The organism is Enterococcus sp. DIV0724b (assembly GCF_050531475.1).
GTDB classification, from domain to species: Bacteria; Bacillota; Bacilli; order Lactobacillales; family Enterococcaceae; genus Enterococcus_L; species Enterococcus_L haemoperoxidus.
This window is the reverse complement of record NZ_CP172890.1, coordinates 2303254-2320906: the sequence shown is the minus strand read 5'-3', so window position 1 is coordinate 2320906 and position 17653 is coordinate 2303254. Positions and strand designations below refer to the sequence as shown.

Annotated in this window: 12 protein-coding genes and 1 pseudogene; 6 read left to right on the top strand and 7 right to left on the bottom strand. The window is 35.2% G+C overall.

The genetic code is table 11. From position 1 onward, the window contains the following. Nucleotides 1-150: 150 nt before the first annotated feature. Nucleotides 151-660, bottom strand: a pseudogene (locus IGJ02_RS10670) (IS3 family transposase); the annotation flags it as partial. A 20-nt stretch (nt 661-680) separates the two neighbouring features. Between IGJ02_RS10670 and IGJ02_RS10665 the strand changes: the two are divergent. Both IGJ02_RS10665 and IGJ02_RS10660 read left to right on the top strand, forming a co-directional pair. Further along, nucleotides 681-1178 (top strand): isoprenylcysteine carboxylmethyltransferase family protein, encoded by a 498-nt coding sequence (locus tag IGJ02_RS10665; RefSeq protein WP_430601960.1) that lies wholly within the window; start codon nt 681-683, stop codon nt 1176-1178. 548 nt (nt 1179-1726) lie between these two features. Continuing rightward, a complete protein-coding gene (locus IGJ02_RS10660; protein WP_430601959.1) occupies nt 1727-3043 on the top strand; it encodes a glucosaminidase domain-containing protein in 1317 nt (438 codons plus the stop codon). 276 nt (nt 3044-3319) lie between these two features. Here the strand turns inward: IGJ02_RS10660 and IGJ02_RS10655 are convergent, their stop codons facing one another. The 3 genes from IGJ02_RS10655 to IGJ02_RS10645 form a co-directional block, all read right to left on the bottom strand. Continuing rightward, nucleotides 3320-3946 carry a YcxB family protein gene (locus IGJ02_RS10655; RefSeq protein ID WP_430601958.1) on the bottom strand — a complete coding sequence of 209 codons (627 nt, stop codon included), beginning with the start codon at nt 3944-3946 and terminating at the stop codon, nt 3320-3322. 132 nt (nt 3947-4078) lie between these two features. After that, a complete protein-coding gene (locus tag IGJ02_RS10650) occupies nt 4079-5794 on the bottom strand; it encodes an ABC transporter permease/substrate binding protein (protein ID WP_010763244.1) in 1716 nt (571 codons plus the stop codon). Next, nucleotides 5787-6977 carry a quaternary amine ABC transporter ATP-binding protein gene (locus IGJ02_RS10645; RefSeq protein WP_010763245.1) on the bottom strand — a complete coding sequence of 397 codons (1191 nt, stop codon included), beginning with the start codon at nt 6975-6977 and terminating at the stop codon, nt 5787-5789. Before IGJ02_RS10645 ends, IGJ02_RS10650 begins: the two co-directional genes overlap by 8 nt. Nucleotides 6978-7821: 844 nt before the next feature. Between IGJ02_RS10645 and IGJ02_RS10640 the strand changes: the two genes are divergently transcribed. Together IGJ02_RS10640 and IGJ02_RS10635 are read left to right on the top strand one after the other, a co-directional pair. Continuing rightward, complete coding sequence (locus IGJ02_RS10640; protein WP_430601957.1) at nt 7822-8961, top strand: 2-methylaconitate cis-trans isomerase PrpF family protein; 1140 nt, start codon at nt 7822-7824, stop codon at nt 8959-8961. A gap of 23 nt (nt 8962-8984) precedes the next feature. Further along, the gene (locus IGJ02_RS10635; protein ID WP_010763247.1) at nt 8985-10352 is read left to right on the top strand and encodes a CitMHS family transporter; all 1368 of its coding nucleotides are present in this window, start codon (nt 8985-8987) and stop codon (nt 10350-10352) included. Here IGJ02_RS10635 and IGJ02_RS10630 read toward each other — a convergent pair. Then, nucleotides 10344-11261 carry a LysR family transcriptional regulator gene (locus IGJ02_RS10630; RefSeq protein ID WP_430601956.1) on the bottom strand — a complete coding sequence of 306 codons (918 nt, stop codon included), beginning with the start codon at nt 11259-11261 and terminating at the stop codon, nt 10344-10346. The genes IGJ02_RS10635 and IGJ02_RS10630 overlap by 9 nt on opposite strands. A gap of 84 nt (nt 11262-11345) precedes the next feature. Here IGJ02_RS10630 and acnA point away from each other — a divergent pair, with 84 nt between their 5' ends. Together acnA and IGJ02_RS10620 are read left to right on the top strand one after the other, a co-directional pair. Next, nucleotides 11346-14033: an aconitate hydratase AcnA gene (gene acnA / locus IGJ02_RS10625; protein ID WP_430601955.1), complete on the top strand. Its 2688-nt coding sequence runs from the start codon at nt 11346-11348 to the stop codon at nt 14031-14033. A gap of 12 nt (nt 14034-14045) precedes the next feature. Then, nucleotides 14046-14735 carry a GntR family transcriptional regulator gene (locus IGJ02_RS10620; RefSeq protein ID WP_430601953.1) on the top strand — a complete coding sequence of 230 codons (690 nt, stop codon included), beginning with the start codon at nt 14046-14048 and terminating at the stop codon, nt 14733-14735. A 195-nt stretch (nt 14736-14930) separates the two neighbouring features. Here IGJ02_RS10620 and IGJ02_RS10615 read toward each other — a convergent pair whose 3' ends face one another. Both IGJ02_RS10615 and IGJ02_RS10610 read right to left on the bottom strand, forming a co-directional pair. Beyond that, on the bottom strand, nt 14931-15563 hold the full coding sequence (locus tag IGJ02_RS10615; protein ID WP_430601952.1) for a TrkA C-terminal domain-containing protein: 633 nt from the start codon (nt 15561-15563) through the stop codon (nt 14931-14933). Nucleotides 15564-15579: 16 nt separating this feature from the next. Further along, complete coding sequence (locus IGJ02_RS10610) at nt 15580-17523, bottom strand: ABC-F family ATP-binding cassette domain-containing protein (protein WP_430601951.1); 1944 nt, start codon at nt 17521-17523, stop codon at nt 15580-15582. Nucleotides 17524-17653 lie beyond the last annotated feature (130 nt).

Below are 17653 nucleotides of genomic sequence, written 5' to 3'. Positions count from 1 at the left end.
AAATGGAGTAGCCTGAGTTGTGAGACGAATTTTCTTCAGCAAAGTGAACCATTAACATTGTTACTAATAGGTTAATGGTTCACTTTTGTTTTTATAAATGAAAACTATTAGAAACTACTCTAATTTTTTATTTACATATAATGTTTGTACATAGGTGTTCATTTGATAAGCCCAGCCTTGATCAGAGTGGAAGGTGCGGCGATAGGGACAATCATTTGTTTGAGAAATTACTTCTACTAACCCGGCTATAACTGTTTTACCGTTTGGTTGAGCAGAAAGGTTGTAGCTTAGAATTTCACTGTTATACATATCCATAAACGGATCTAAATATGGTTTTTTCTGTCGAAGAATGCCCGCGTCGTCTGTTTTATAGTATTTAAATTCAGTTGTATCCGTCGTGATTTTTTCATGAGAGCCCGAAGTATTGAATCTTCGATGAATCAAGTTTTTAGCTACTTTCCCAACGGTTCCCTTATATGAATTATATTTCCTAGATTTCTTGGTAAATGCGTTGACTTGTAACTGTAGCTTTTGAATTAATCGCTGTACTTTCTTTTTATTTACTTTGTATCCACGTCGTTTTAATTTTTGTGTCATTCTTCTATAGCCATAATGTTAATGTTCTTTACGAATTGCTTGAATTTTTTCTTCAATCATTTGTGTTGAATATGAATATAATCATGTACGTACTATTTTTTGTTATAGCTTTATTCAGAATAGGAGTGCTTTTTATTTCTAAACGTCATGAAAAGAAATTATTAGAGACAGGCGCGATGGAGTATGGTAAAAAAGTATCCAAACAACTAGTAATTTTGCATACTTTATTTTATTTTTGTTCTTTTTTTGAAGGTATAATCACGAGCGTAAAAATAGATATAATTAGTTATATTGGATTATTTCTGTTAATAGTGTCATTTATCGTATTAATCGTAGTGATTAAATCATTAGGGGAATACTGGACAGTTAAATTAATTTTTGCTGAAAATCATGTGTTAAATACTAGTTGGGTGTTTAAATATATTAAACATCCAAATTATTTCTTAAACATTGTTCCTGAGTTAATAGGGATAACCCTATTATTTCATGCTTGGTTAACGATAATGGTTTTCATAGTTCCCTATAGCATATGTCTTTATTTAAGAATCAAAGAAGAAAATGAATTATTAGCTTCTTTGTAGCTTGAGATGAGAGCGCTGAAATATTGGTGCGTAATTTTCTATCAATGAAGTTTAAAATAATCATGTATTAATAGATTTACCACAAATAAGAATGGTGTAAGCTCTTCGTGAACGTAATTTTTTGTTCATTAAGAGGTTCTATAAAGAGAGCGTTTGATTGTTAAAATTCGACCATAATTTGTCCGAAACATGAATTTTTTTCGAAACTTTCCAATCATTTGAGTTAAGTACAAGATTTTCGCTTATACTTATGGTAAAATAAACTCAACTTATAGAAGTTTAAACGCGATTTTTAGAGGCAAAAGGCTGGTGGGTACATGGAACAATATCCCAAGAAATTCAGTAATAATAAGAGATTTATGTTATTCTCACACTCAAAAGTTTTAAAAACTGGAATTGCCGCGTGCATTATTCAGTGCTTTAAGAGTTATTACAGAGTTACCTGACTGCCTAACAGTAAATAAGGATCAACCAAAAAAGATGAGTGATAGATTCTAAGAATCAATGAATATCAGAATCTTTAATACATGTGAGAGGAACTAAAATGAATGAAAAGAAAACTATTATCACTACAGATGATATGTGTATTGCTCAGTGTTAATTTTGTACCAGTAATTGGTTATGCTGATGAATTGACGCAAACAGAGTCAGGATCAAACAACATCGAAGAAGGAACGACAGAAATGACAGAAAGTTCTTCAACTGAGGACACAACGACACCGACAGATTCATCTTCAACTGAAGAAACTGGTACAACTGAATCAACCAATACCAGTACCGAGTCGTCAGAAGAAGTACAACCTCCGGCAAGTAGTCATGAGGAAGTCCCAGTAGCGCCACAACCAAGCGCTCCAATTGAAACGCCAGTAGTACCAGAGCAGCCTGTTCAGCCAACCGTTGATCATGCACCTACTGAAGCGCAATTGGATCAAACTATCAAGGTCGTTAAAAATGAACCAACAGAAACATTCATTCGCCGTATCGGTGAAAAAGCTCGTGCTGTAGGTCAAAAAAATGACTTGTATGCCTCTGTTATGATTGCTCAAGCCATTTTAGAAACAGGATCTGGCAATAGTGATTTAAGCCAACAGCCTTATCACAATCTCTTCGGAATCAAAGGAGAGTACAAAGGAGAGAAAGTTGTCTTTTCTACACAAGAAGATGACGGATCTGGCAATTGGTATACGATTGATGCTTCTTTCAAAAAATACCCTGGATACAAAGAATCGTTTGAGGATTATGCTAAGTTAATGAAAGAAGGCATCGATTCAAACAAAACAATTTATTCAGGGACTTGGAAGTCAAATGCCGTGAGCTATCGTGAAGCGACAAAATCTTTAACAGGTGTTTATGCAACGGATACGAGTTATGATCAAAAGCTAAATGCTTTTATTGAAGAATATGATTTGACTGAGTATGACAAAGAAAAACCATCTACTTCAACAAGTGGTATCATTGTTTCAGACAGTCATCCAGATAGTGATTTTAAAGAGTATACAGGTGAAACCTATTCTGGTTCAGAAGCGTATGCAGCAGGAAACTGTACGCAATATGTCTATAACCGTATTGTTCAGTTAGATGGTTCTGTCGAAACAACAATGGGTAATGGAATGGACTGGGGAGCAACTGGTAAAGCGAATGGCTATGAGGTTTCTAATAAACCTAAAGCAGGAACGGCCGTTAGTTTCCAACCAACAGTTGCTGGAGCAGATGGAACGTATGGACATGTGGCATTTGTTGAACATGTGTATGATGATGGATCTATCCTAATTTCAGAAATGAATGTTGCTGGTTTAGGAATCGTTTCATTTAGAGTAATTGATAAAGACACAGCTAATACGTTAGCATACGTGACACCAAAATAAAAATAAGTTAATGATGATGTCGAGTTGGAATACTCAGCATTATCATTAACTTTTTTAGTTTTTCTCAAAATTCTGTTTACTTTTTCTTAACTATTCTATAGAAAACCTAAATGTTTTGGGCATAGTTTCTTCAAACCTCCACGTTATTATATAGACATACCCAATAACAAACCCAAACAAAACACTTTTTCATTTTTACTCCTCAAGTAAAAAGAACTCCTTTGCCGCTCGATCACCCAGTCGAGCGGTTATTTTTTTGTAAAATAGTTGTTGAACTTAATAATGTATTTTCCTGCTGTTAATGCTTGATTCGTTCCAAAATTCATATGAATCAGCCATTTTTCCAGAAATTATTTGCTGTAGTTGAGAAAGTTCTTCCTGCTGTAACTCTCTTTTTTGAATTAATAAAACTGAAGTCGAGTTTAGTTGTAGCGCAATAAAATCATTCGTTTCAATGCATCGGATGAAACTGGACCATTCATAAGTGGAAACAGATAATTGTGTCCTTACTTCAACAGATTCATCTGTAATAATAAACTCCTTTTCGATAAAAAATGATTTGTTTGACGGATCTTTTAAACTTTTTTTGAGTCTAAAATCAATTTCTTTATAATAGATAAGCAGCAGTTCTAGACCTATTACCAAAAAAAGTAATGCACTATAAAAAAATATCGGACAATAATGCAGTATGTCAGCTAAGTTGATGGATATAAATTTGAATGTATCTTGTTGGAAAAATTTCCAGATTAAATAAATAGAAATGATGAACAGAAAAAAACTAGTAATAGATAAACTTAAAAGTAAATATCTTCGATGTTTATATTTATTTTTCATGTAGATTTTATTAAACTCTAGCCAACTATTTTGAGTCAAGGTTTGTGTTAATTTTAGTTTTAGTTCCATTTTTATCATCTCCTACTATGGATTATAGCGTTTACTTTGTTGAAATGACAGTTTTTTTGATAGACGACAGTGAAAAAATAGTTATATCCTGAAAAAAATGCTGACCATAAAAATCATGGCCAGCATTTTTTATTATTTTTTCCACTCAGCGACTTCTTTTGAATGACTGTCGATCCAGTCTCTAGCAGCTTGAGTTGGTTCAGTACCATTATTGATTTCTAACATCACAGATTCCATATCTTCTTTTGTCCAATGGAAATTTTTCAAGATGTTATAGGCTTCAGGATTTTCTTTTTCTAATCCTTTTCTAGCCATTGTGTGAATTGTTTCTTCTTTGCCCATTGTGCCTTTTGGATCTTCTAAATATTTAAGATCGTATTTAGCAAACATCCAATGTGGAGACCAACCCGTAATAACAATCTCTTCTTTGTTTTTGATGGCTTGTCCAAGAGCAACGGTCATGGCACCAGATGAAGAAGTTTCAACTGACCAATCAGATAAGTTGTTATAAGCTTTTTGTGTTTTTTCAGCCGCCGCAACAACACCTGCACCAGGTTCGATCCCGGTGATTTTTTTACCAGCTTGATCTTTTAAATCTTCAATTGAATCAACGTCCATATATTGTGGAACAACGATACCAAGTTTAGCACCTTTTAAGTTTTCACCTAAATCATCCACTTTATTTTTATATTGTTTGTATTGTTCACCATGAGTTCCAGGAAGCCAAGCGGCAACCATTGCATCTGTTTCCCCTTTTGAGAGAGATTCCCACATAATGGCATTATCTAGCGGTGTCAGTGAGACATTGTAACCTACATCTTTTAACACTTCACCGATCACGTGAGTTGAAGCAACTTCTGTATCCCATTCTACATAAGAAAGAGAAATATTTTTTTCTTCATTTTTTGCAGAAGAGAACAGAGTAGAGCCGGCGATCAAAGCGATAATCGCTACAATAGCAACAGCAGTGCCACCAATTTTTTGTTTTTTAGATAATTTTGATTTAGCTGGTGTTGATTTTTTCTTATTTAAATTTTGAGTAAAACGATCAATGATAATCGCTAAAATAACTAAAGCAACCCCATTAACAAAACCATTTCCGACTTGGGCACGTTGTAAGGCAGAAAGAACGCCGCGACCAAGTCCAGGAGCACCGATCATTGATGCGATAACCACCATAGAAAGTGCCAGCATTGTTGTCTGGTTGACCCCCGCCATGATCGTATTTTTAGCTAATGGTAACTCAAGTTTGAATAGTTTTTGCCAACCCGTACTACCAAATGAATCAGAAGCTTCAACTAATTCTTTCGGTACTTGACGAATCCCAAGATTGGTAAAACGAACAGTTGGTGGCAATGCAAAGATCACTGAGGCAAATACCCCAGGAACCATCCCGATTCCGAAGAATGCTACTGCAGGAATCAAATACACAAATCCAGGCATTGTTTGCATGAAATCTAAAATAGGGGTAATAATACTTTGCGCCTTGTTACTTTTTGCCATTAAAATTCCTAGTGGTACACCAATGACGATGGAAACTACACTAGAAAGTAAAACTAAAGTTACGGTACTCATCAAATCTGTCCATAAATTTTGATTGTAAATGAAAAGTAACCCGATCAGTGTGAACAAGCTTAAACCAATTTTCTTATTTGAAATAAAAAATGCAATGGCAGTTAAAATAATGATAAATAGTACGGGAGGAATCGCAACTAATAGAGAGGTGATTCCATCCATTAAACTTTGACCTGTTGATTGGAAGAAACTGAAAACTCCTGAAAAAGTATTCGTCATCCATTCAGTGATCGTTTCGACCCAACTTGCTACTGGTAATTGATAATTATTCATTGATATTCACCTCTGTTTCTGCTAATGCTTCAAGAACGCTGCCTCGAATGACGACACCAAGCAATTTATTGTTGTCCGTTACAGCAACTGGTGTAGGTGAATCATAGATGATTGGGAAAATATCGTTGACGAGCATATCTTTGTCGATAGAAGTGATATCTGTATCCACATAATCAGTTAATGGTTTACCTGCTTTACGTGCTTCTAACGCTCGCTCAGCTCGGACGACCCCTTTTAGTTGACGTTTTTTATCAACAGCTAAAAGCATACTAACTTCTTCTTGACGCATCCGTGTTAAAGCAACCGTTGGGCCGTCAATTTCAATATTAGTTGTTAATGCAGGAACCATGATATTTTGAGCAGTTAAAACCTTAGAACGATCTACATCTTCAACGAAGGTACGAACGTAATCATTGGCTGGGTTTGTTAAGATTTCTTCACCAGTACCAATTTGCATAATCTGACCGTCTTTCATTAGAGCAATTCGATCGCCGATACGTAATGCTTCATTTAAATCATGTGTGATAAAGATGATCGTCTTTTTCACATTTTCTTGTAGATCTACTAATTCATCTTGCATTTCTCGACGAATCAACGGATCAAGAGCAGAAAAGGCTTCATCCATCAGTAAAATTTCTGGATCGTTAGCTAAGGCTCGGGCTAAGCCAACACGTTGTTGCATTCCGCCAGACAGCTGTTTAGGAAACTGATCTTTAAAAGCGAGTAAGCTTGAGTTTTCTAACGCTTGTTCGGCTTTAGCAGTACGTTCTTCTTTTGGGACACCGCGAACTTCTAAACCATATTCTGTATTTTCTAAAATCGTGCGGTGAGGGAAGAGACCAAAATTTTGGAAAACCATGCTCATCTTATTACGACGAACTTCTCTAAGGCCTTCTTTATCCAATTTTGAGATGTCTTGATTATCGATAAGAATATTTCCAGAAGTGGGTTCGATCAAACGATTCAAAAGACGAATCAATGTTGATTTACCACTACCAGAAAGCCCCATGATCACGAAAATTTCTCCTTCTTCTACTTCGAAATTCACATCGTATACGCCGACAGTAGCACCAGTTTTTTTCAAGATTTCGGTTTTATCTTTGTTTTCTTTGATCATATCCAGTGCTTGTTTTGATTTTTTACCGAATATTTTTGTTAAATGCGAGACTTGTACTTTGGGCAAAACAAAATTCCTCCTTATTTTAAAAGCTGAGCAGGCTCGTCCAACTCCGACAGAAAAATAGGAAAATCAGAGGGTGGTGCTTTTCGCCACAATCGGATTTTATCTTTTTTTCGAGGAGTTAGCCTGTGAAGCTAGATAACACTAAAAGCGTAACGAGCTAGTTTAGCCTAGACAGGAAAATAGGAAAAAATGACTGAGATGCTTTTTGTCTCATTCAGTTTTTATCTTTTTCCCGAAAGGCTAGCTCGTAAAGCTAGATAACACTAAAAGCGTAACGAGCTGGTTTAGCCCTGACAGGAAAATAGGAAAAAATGACTGAGACGCTTTTTGTCTCATTCAGTTTTTATCTTCTTCCCGAAAGGCTAGCTCGTAAAGCTAGATAACACTAAAAGTATAACAGGCTCGTCCAACTACCACAGAAAAATAGAAAAATCAGAGGGTGGCGTTTTTTGCTACAATCAGATTTTATCTTTTTTCCGAGTAGTTGGCCTGCGAAGCTAGCCAATATAAATTATACTTTTTTTGTTTTTTACAAAATAATGTAAAGAAAAATCATTTTCTTTTCTGTAAAAAAAGTGACCATTCTAGATTAACATCGTGTAGTCACTTTGTCAAATTAGTGATCTAAAGAGAGAAAAATCAATGTGACTACCCTGTAAAGATATCATCTTTATTGAATTTTTTCTTTACTGCACGATGTGTTTTACATGTCAAGCTATTGGTGATAGTGAAGTCTATAGCAATGTTGATTGATAATAGTTATCACTGATAGTTATTATCAAAAATATTGATTGTACTTCAGGTTTTTTCAAACATATAATTAAGCCAGATAGGAGGGATAGAATTGAAAAAAATAGAGTGCAGTATTTATCGAGGAGGTACGAGTAAAGGTGTATTCCTATTAAAGAAGGATTTGGATAGACTCGGTTATGATCAAGATGAGGTATTGCTAAGAATAATGGGGAGTCCAGACGTAAGACAGATTGATGGGTTAGGAGGAGCAGTTTCAACTACAAGCAAAGTTGCTATTATTTCAAATGAAGAAAATGAAGAGTGGGATGTGAATTATACCTTTGCACAAGTAGCTATTGACAAGCCAATTGTCTCTTATGCTGGAAACTGTGGAAATATTTCATCTGCAGTTGGCATTTTCTCGATTGAAAGCGGTTTAGTGGATGCGGTTGACCCTATAACTACAGTTAAAGTTTATAACAAGAATACAAATAAAATAATCTATGAACATATTCCTACTCCTGACGGTCAATTAGTATATAAAGGAGATTTTAAAATTTCTGGAGTACCAGGAAGCGGACTTAAAATTGTATTAGAGTTTATGGAGCCCGCTGGTTCAATAACAGGAAAATTGTTGCCAACAGGAAATGTAATAGACACACTAACAGTAGAAGATTTTGGTGAGATAGATGTATCAATTGTTGATGCTGCAAATCCTTTAGTATTTATAGAAGCGAATAAAGTTGGTCTGGTTGGGAATGAGAATGCTTCTGAAATCGACAATAGTGAAGAACGATTAAGATTGTTAGAGAAAATCAGAGGTGCAGCAGCTGAAAAACTAGGATTTATCAAAACAGCGGATCAAAGTTCTCAAAAATCACCAGGAGTTCCTAAGCTTACGCTAGTAAGTAGCGCTGAAAATTATACAACAGTAGGTGGAGAAAATATCAGGTCAGATAGCTATGATTTAGCTGTTCGAATGATGAGTATGCAAAAAGCACATAAAACGATTGCCTTAACTGGTGCACTTTGTACAGCAGCAGCTTGTGTGATACCTGGTACGATTCCAAATTTACTGTTAAAAAAAAATAATCTGTCAAGCAATCAAACAAAATTGGTTTTTGGTCATAGTGACGGTTTGATTGAAACAACAATCAATTATGAATTAAATAAGGAAGAGGGGGTAACTATCCGTTCTATTTCTTCCTATAGAACGGCGAGAAAAATTTTGACAGGTACAGTATTTTTTTAGATTAAAAAGGAGATGAAAAAAGTATGTTGGCTTTATTGGGATATTTGATGATCATTGTATTTATGGCACTGTTACTTACGAAAAAAATCTCCCCTTTCGCAGGGCTGATTCTTATACCTCTTGCTTTTGGTTTAATTGCAGCTAGTTATACAGGACAATCATTTTTAAACGTTTTTGATTGGATTTATGAAGGATTATATTATCAAGTTGTTGGTAACAAAGTAAAATCTGGTGTAGCACCTACTATTACATTATTATTATTTGCTATTTTGTATTTCTCTATTATGTTGGATGTTGGCCTTTTTGATCCATTAAGCAAAGTTTTGATCAAATGGGCAAAAGGAGATCCTCTTCGTCTTTGCATTGCTACAGCTGTCATATCAACGATTGTTTCTTTAGATGGTGATGGTACGACAACAGTATTGATCGTAACAGCAGCCGTTTTGTCGTTATTCAAAAAAATGAAAATGCGACAGCTATACTTAGCAGTATTGATTGCTATTCCAAATTCGATTATGAACTTGGTACCGTGGAGTGGACCTATGGCAAGAGCCATGCCAGTATTGAATATAGGACCAAAAGAATTTTTCTTACCCTTGATTCCTGGAATGATTGGTGCAACGTTGCTTACAGCTTACATGGCTTATAGCTATGGGACAAAAGAGCGCGCACGTTTAGGTTATACTGCTGGAAAGAGTATTGTTACTGAAGAAGATTTAAAGGCAATCATGAAATCACTAAATGATGATCCAGATAATTTAAAACGACCTAAATTATTGTTATTCAATTTTATTTTGACAATCGTCATCATGGCGTTGTTGGTATTGGATACAGTTAATGGAGGCATCTTATTCTTAGTTGGAACAAGTATTGCACTGATTGTTAACTATAAAAATCCGGTTCTTCAAGCGCAACGATTAACTGCAAATGGTTCAGAAGCGTTAGGACCCGTCAGCTTAGTTTTTGGTGCAGGCGTTATCATGGGTGTATTAAATGGTAGTGGAATGAGTGCAGGCATTGCAGAGCATATTGTTTCTTTATTACCTGAAAGTATGGGAGGTTATATTCCGTTGTTGCTAGCCCTAATTTCACTACCAGGTCTATTCTTTTTACCGAATGACGCATTTTACTTCGGCATTTTACCTGTCATTGCTCCAATTGCATATAGTTTTGGGGCTACACCTGTAAATATTGGGGTTGCTTCACTGATAGGGCAAGCTGTGCGGTTTGCGAGCCCTCTAGTTGCATTTCTTTACGTCTTAGTTGATCGAACTGAAGTCAGTTTTGGAGACTATCAAAAAGAATACTTAAAATGGGGAATACCTAGCTATTTCATTCAACTAATAATCGCTATTGTAAGCGGAATCATTCCGTTACCATTTTTAAATTAATGTTTTACAAAGATTGATAAATTCACGAGTATATGGCGGAAGTATTCGGTTTTTACGGTATCCAATCAATACTTCTGTGGAAAATAAATGTTCGTCAGATTGACTGATTGAAAAGAAAAAAGGACGTTCTTTCAAGTTCAAGTGTTCTACATGATTTTCGTAAACAAAGGATACACCATAACCAGCAACAGTTAGATTGAGAGCTGTTTCGATATTTTTTGTATAGAATACATTTTTAGGCTTGATTTGATGATAACGAAAAATTTTTTCTGCCATTTGACCAGTTCTTTGATTTGGAAAGTGTAAAATAAATCGTTGATCTTTAAAGTAACGTAAATCAAAGTATGGATATTTGTGTTGTGATTTTTGTGATAGTAGATCCTCTTTAAGGAATGATCTTGGCACTGCTAATAATATTTTTTCTTTACGAACAATCTCATAATCCATATTTAAAAAACGATCTGGCTTATTCATGATAATGATATCTGCCTGTCCATCTTGGATTTTTTTCTCAAGAACGACAGAAGCATCTTCACATAGTTCTATTTTAACATTGGGATAAAGTGTATCGAATTTAGGCAAAATTTCTGGTAATAAATATGAGCTCCGTAATAAGGGGATTGCCAATCGTATTTTACCATAGCGTTGCTCCAACATAGTTTCCAATTTACTTTGAAAATTATCTTTTATTTCAAGGATGCTTAATCCTGCTGCAAGATATTCTTCGCCTAAAACAGTTAAAGAAAATTTTTTCCCGATCACTTGAAATACTTGAAAACCTAGACGTTCTTCCATATTTTTGAGGTACATGCTTAAGGAAGGTTGAGTAATAAATAATGATTCTGCAGCTTTAGTCAAATTTTCAAATTCTAAAATAGCACAAATATACTCAAAATCTTTTATTTCCATAAGTTTACTCCCTTTCAATAAAGCCCTTTAGTATTAATCATAAAGTATTTTCACTTTAAAACAACAATTTTTGGAGGTTAAGCTATGAAAAGAACAATAATAATTCAAAATAAAGAATATAACTATTTTAGTCTGAAGGCATTAGGTGAAAAAAACAACGCTGACATTTCTCGTCTGCCATACTCTATCAGAGTATTACTTGAGAACGTTTTACGTCAAGAAACAGAAGAAAGCGATGAAGTCGTTCAACAACTGGTAAACTGGAATTTGCCAAATACTAAAAAAATGGAAATTCCTTTTAAGCCCGGACGTGTCATTTTACAAGATTTGACAGGTGGGGCAGCTATTGTAGATTTAGCATCATTGCGTAAAGCGGTTAAAGATTTTGGATTTGACCCAAATAGTATAAATCCTGAGATTCCAGTAGACTTAGTTATTGATCATTCTGTTCAAGTTGACTATGCTGGATCAAAAATAGCTTTTCAGAAAAATGAAGAATTAGAATTTAAGAGAAATATGGAACGATACAGTTTTTTTAAATGGGCAGAACAATCATTTGACTCGTTTAGAGTCGTTCCTCCTGCAACTGGTATTGTCCATCAAGTGAATTTAGAATATCTTGCTGATGTTGTAACACAAAAAGAGACGAAGTCAGGAGAGAATTACTTATTCCCAGATACGTTGGTTGGTACAGATTCACATACGACGATGATCAATGCCCTTGGGGTTTTAGGCTGGGGCGTAGGTGGAATAGAAGCAGAAGCCGGCATGTTAGGACAGCCTTGTTATTTGTCTACTCCAGAGGTTGTAGGTATTCGATTAAAAGGAAAATTTAGAAGTGGTGCTACAGCAACTGACTTGGCCCTAACCTTGACACATTTATTAAGAGAAAAAAACGTAGTAGGGAAATTTGTTGAATATTTTGGGGAAGGATTAGCAAATTTAACAATATCTGATCGTTCTGTTGTAGCGAATATGGCGCCTGAATACGGTGCTACTTGTGGCTTTTTCCCTATTGATCAAGAAACACTTAATTATTTAGCATTTAGTGGTAGAAGTGAGAAGCAACGTATGATTATTGAAGCGTATGTGAAAGAAAATCAATTATACTATGATCCTACTAAAGAAGCGGATTATAGTGATGTCATTGAGTTAAATTTAGAGGAAATTGAGCCAAGTTTAGCAGGTCCAAAACGTCCACAGGATTTAGTTCCTTTGTCTAAAGTTAAGCAAGGATTTATTAACTCTCTAACGTTGCCCAACGGAAATAGTGGTTATGGTCTACAACCAGAAGAAGAACGAAAACAGGCGATTATTCATTATGAGGATGGAACACAGGAGGTTATTGAAACAGGAGCTGTTGTCATTGCTGCAATCACGAGCTGTACGAATACAAGTAATCCTTTTATCATGTTGAGTGCCGGACTTCTCGCAAAAAAAGCGGTAGAAAAAGGGTTATCAGTTAAGAGATATGTCAAAACGTCCTTATCACCTGGCTCAAAAGTTGTAACTCGCTATTTTGAAAATGCGAATTTACTCTGTTATTTAGAAAAACTAGGGTTTGATATTACTGGGTACGGATGTATGACATGTGTGGGAAATTCTGGACCTTTAAATGACGCGGTTAGTAAAGTTATTCAAGATGAAAATCTATTGGTATCAGCGGTATTGAGCGGAAATCGTAATTTTGAAGGACGTGTCCATGCAGATGTAAAAGCAGGCTATTTAGCTGCACCTCACCTTGTCATTGCCTATGCAATAGCAGGAAATATCAAAATTGATTTAACTACTGAACCATTGGGTTACGATGAACATAATTCACCTATCTATTTAGGAGATATCATGCCTAGTAATGAGGAAGTAGAACAATTAATGAATAAATATGTCAAAACAGATTTATACAAAGAAGAGTATAAATCTGTATTTAACTCAAACCAGCACTGGAATGAAATTAAGACGAAATCGTCAACTACTTATAAATGGGATGATAACTCCACTTATATTGCTAATCCACCTTATTTTGAACAATTGCAATTACACATTAAACCAATCCAACCATTAAAAGAGCAACGCGTATTGGCGAAACTGGGTGATTCTATTACGACCGATCATCTATCACCTGTTGGGGCAATTCCTTTAAATTCACCTGCTGGAAAGTACCTGATTGAACATGGTGTACGGCCGCAAGCCTTTAACTCATATGGAAGTCGCCGTGGTAACCATGAAGTGATGGTGAGAGGAACGCTGAGCAATATTCGTTTGAGAAATGAATTGGCAGATGGTAAAGAAGGAGGATATACAAAATATTTTCCTACCGATAAGATTCTTTCCATATTTGATGCTAGCCAAAAGTATATTGAAGATAATGTAGGGCTGGTTATTTTAGCAGGTGAAGACTACGGCATGGGGTCTTCGAGAGATTGGGCTGCTAAAGGGGTTCGGTTGTTAGGCGTAAATACAGTTATTGCAAAAAGTTTTGAGAGGATTCATCGATCTAATTTACTAATGATGGGTGTTTTACCGCTACAATTTCTGGATGGAGAAGATGCAAATAGTCTAGGATTGACAGGGAACGAAATTTTCGATTTTGAAATTGATGATACCGTACAGCCTAATGAAATAATCAATGTTCTTGCTACGAGTCCAGATGGGGCAACAATTACATTTAAAGTATGTGCGCGATTTGATTCACAAACAGAGGTAGATTACTATAGAAATCGAGGAATTCTTCAAATGGTTTTGAGAAATAAACTGCGCTCAAAAGAGAATTGATAGAGGTGAATTATGAAAAATAAAACTGATATTGCTGAAGTTATTGAACCAAATTTAAATTTTAGTAGTACGAAATCACTGAAAACAACTGTCTATTTGGCGTTAAGAAAGACAATTCTCAACGGGAAAATCCCTGTAGGAACGCGGATTAATGAGTCAATGATTTCTGCAAGATTTAATATTAGCAGAACACCGCTTCGTGGTGCATTGCAAAGACTTAGAGATGAAAATTTATTAGAGTATGTTCCAGATAGAGGAATGATTGTAAAAGGAATCACGATTCGAGATGCTTATGAAATTTTTACGATCAGAAAATCTTTGGATCGTTTAGCCACAATAACTGCAATGTACGAAATGAGTGAAGCAGATTTTAAAGAATTGGAATTAATAGTGTATTTGATGCAGCAACAGGATAAAGTTGGTGGTAATTTGGCTTCACTTTTTGAGGAGTTTAATGAGTTTATTTATGAAAAAAGTCACTTATTTCGTCTTAGAGATACAATAGCAAATATTCAAAACTATTTAAGCTATTTCAGAGAAGTTTCAGTGCATTCAAAAGACAGAAGTAAAGGAGCAATTGAGGACCATACAAAAATTTATCATTACATGAAAAGGAAAGATGAAAAACAAGTGGGAATTCTTTTAGATAAACATTTAGATAATGCTCTAAACAGTATCTTAAATGAAATGGATAAAAATTGAATATATTTAAACATTAAACTATTTTTCTAATTCAAGATTAAAGCCTGTAAAAAGAATGGTCATTCGCTTTATGTTTTGGTGAATAATGCATTTTAAACTATGATTAGTAAAAAATAAAAAATAGTCTATCAATAAACCAACCTCCAAAAGGGAAGCCCCAAAATTTGGAGGTTGGTTTAGAGTTTTTTTAGTTTATCAATTCGGATAGAAAAAATTCTGAACTCGTTGTAATGTGGATTCATGACCAACAAAATAAATAGTATCACCTGCTGTTAGCTTGGCATATGGACCAGGTGATACGAGTAATTCGTCACCATGTTTGATAGCAATCAAGGTAGCAGAGGTGCTTTGCCATAAATTCAATTCGCTGATCGTCATCTCAAGGTGTGATGCTTCTTCTGTTAGCGTAAACGTAACAGGATTCAACGGATTAAATGAATCAAAACGCTTGGTCTGATCAACCAGTTTATCTAATATTTTTGAAAAATAACTTAGTTCTTCCTTTTGCTTTTTGACACTGTTGATTAAATCATCTTTTAAATCATGAATTGATTGTACATCTTGATACTGATCGACGAAAAGTTTAGCTTTTTCTATGGAATGAACATAAAAACCACTACCATGTTTTGCTTGGACAATTTCTAAATCAACTAATACACTGATTGCCTTACGTGCAGTTTCAGGAGATACACTGTATTTATTTGCCAAAGTAGAGCGTGCGTGGATTTTATCCCCAACTGAAAAAGTTTGATCGGCAATTTTTGATGCTACATCTACAGCAATTTGTTGGTATTTAGGTTGTGTCACATTCATACGTTTTGACGTCATGATGGTCCACCTTTCGTCAATTATTTTCTTCTACTTCTTCAAGCTCTAAACTAAGATTTTCCCAGTCTGTCAGTAATTTATCTTGTTGTGCGCGTTGTGTTTCTAGCTCTTCATTTAATGCCATTAGCTTCATATGATCATCAACCAGTGCAGGGTCACTCATCGATTGTTCTAATTGTGCAATCGTTGTGTCCAAGGTTGCTAAGTTTTCTTCAATCTGGGTTATTTTTCGATTTAAATTACGTAGAATTTTTTGTTGTTCTTTATTTTGATAAAAATCATTTTTAGGTTTTGCAGTTTCTATTTGTTTTACAGAGGACTGTTCAGCTAATAATGCAGCTAATTCTTCTTCTTCTTTTTTCTTCTCTAGATAATAGTCATAATCTCCTAGATATAGCTTGCTACCAGACTCAGAAAGTTCGATGACTTTTGTCGCAATTCGATTAATAAAGTATCGGTCATGTGAAACAAATAAAATAGTTCCTTCATAATCGATCAGAGCATTCTCTAAAACTTCTTTGTTATCGATATCTAAATGGTTAGTTGGTTCATCAAGGATCAGAAAATTTTCTTTATCCATGGACAATTTAGCCAAAGCAACACGAGCTTTTTCACCGCCACTTAGAAGAGGGATCGTTTTTTCAACATCATTTCCACTAAATAAGAAGCTGCCTAAAACACTGCGAATGTCTTTTTCAGGTGTGGTCGGATGTTCATCCCAAAGTTCAGCTAAAACGGTCTTCGTACCATGCAGATTTGCTTGTTCTTGGTCATAGTAGCCGATTTGAACGTTTGTACCCAGATTCGCTGTGCCTTTAATGAAGGGAATGCTTCCGATAATCGATTTGAGTAATGTTGATTTACCAATTCCATTTGGTCCAACAAGAGCGATTGCTTCTTGTCTACGAATATCTAACGAGACAGGCTCAGATAAAATACGAGTATCATATCCAATTGCAGCATCTTCTATTTGTAAGACGACATTTCCAGAAGTTTTTTCAATAGCAAATAGGAAATTCGCTGATTTTTCATCCCCTTGAGGGCGATCTAGGCGTTCCATTTTTTCTAATGTTTTTCTACGACTTTGCGCACGCTTTGTAGTTGACGCTCTTACTAAATTACGGGCAACAAAATCTTCAAGTTTATTGATTTCAGTCTGCTGTTTTTCATATGCTTTCCACTCACTGGTCAGCTGTTCGGCTTTCAATTCTAAATACTTAGAGTAGTTTCCTTTATAATAACGCATTTTATGACGACTGATTTCATAGACTTCTGTAACCACTTTATCTAAGAAATACCGGTCATGTGAAACAATTAAAAGTGCACCAGAATAACTAGGTAAATAATTTTCCAACCAAGAAAGAGTGTCAATATCTAAATGGTTAGTCGGTTCATCCAAAATCAAGATATCAGGCTTTTGCAGTAACATCCGTGCTAAAGCTAGACGCGTTTTTTGACCACCAGACAATGTACTGATGTTTTTTGAGTAAAAATCTTCTGTAAAACCGAAGCCATGTAAGACAGAACGAATTTCATTCTCATAACCATAACCATTTTTTTCTGAAAACTCATGTTGTAGACGATCATATTCTTTCATAACAGATTCATAATTTGATGCTTCAGGTAACAGTTCGCTAATGATCAGCTCTAGTTCACGCATCCGCTTTTCCATTGTGATGACTTCAACAAAAGCTTCAAGCATTTCATCCCAAACGCTTTTATCAGAATCAAGTCCAGTATCTTGGGCTAAGTATCCCAGACTGGCTGTTTTATTTTTAGCGATTGTCCCGGCATCAGGAGCATCGATTCCAGCAATTATTTTTAAAAGAGTAGATTTACCAGCACCATTACGGCCAACTAAAGCGATCCGACTATTGGTACTGATCTCCATTTGTATGTTTTCAAACAAAGTGTCTGCGCCGAAATATCGGGCGATTTGATTTGCTTGGAGTAAAATCATGGGGCATCCTCATTTCTATTTCAATGCCTTTAGTGTAGCATAAATTCGTTGGAAAAAGCACCTATCCTATAGTGAGACTTAAAATTTATCGGGACTATTTAAGAAAGTTTGAAAAATATTTCTTTTTCTG